The following is a 354-nucleotide window of genomic DNA, read 5'->3' on the forward strand; positions in this document are numbered from 1 at the left end:
GATATTTTGAAAGCGTGGCTTTGGCTTTCATGCCGGCTTCCACCTGTTTTGCATAATCCTCGTTGTGCTGGCGGAACACCTGCATCAGTGTATGGCAGCGGTGTTCCAGTCCGAGAAAGGCATTCTTGACTTTTTCAGCCGTCACAAAATTGTCACGCTCCATGATTTCCTGATAATGCCTGTTGATGCTCACACGCATCTTGTCAAGCAGGCGGTTTGTTTCAAGCGCGGCTGAACTTCTTCCCGTGACACGTCCGCCTTTCGTGTCCCACAATTTGGGATCGACCGAAAGTTTGCTGCTGAATTGCGTCTGTGTTCCGTCCACTGTGATACGTCCCATAACCGGTACTGTAC

General features: G+C 50.3%; 1 protein-coding gene. It reads right to left on the bottom strand.

From position 1 onward, the window contains the following. Nucleotides 1–354, bottom strand: a 354-nt coding sequence (locus I6E24_RS17645; protein WP_235329849.1) for an Arm DNA-binding domain-containing protein, incomplete at both ends; no start/stop codon positions are given.

Origin of the sequence: Bacteroides caecigallinarum, assembly GCF_021530995.1 — a bacterium.
Lineage (GTDB): Bacteria > Bacteroidota > Bacteroidia > Bacteroidales > Bacteroidaceae > Phocaeicola > Phocaeicola faecigallinarum.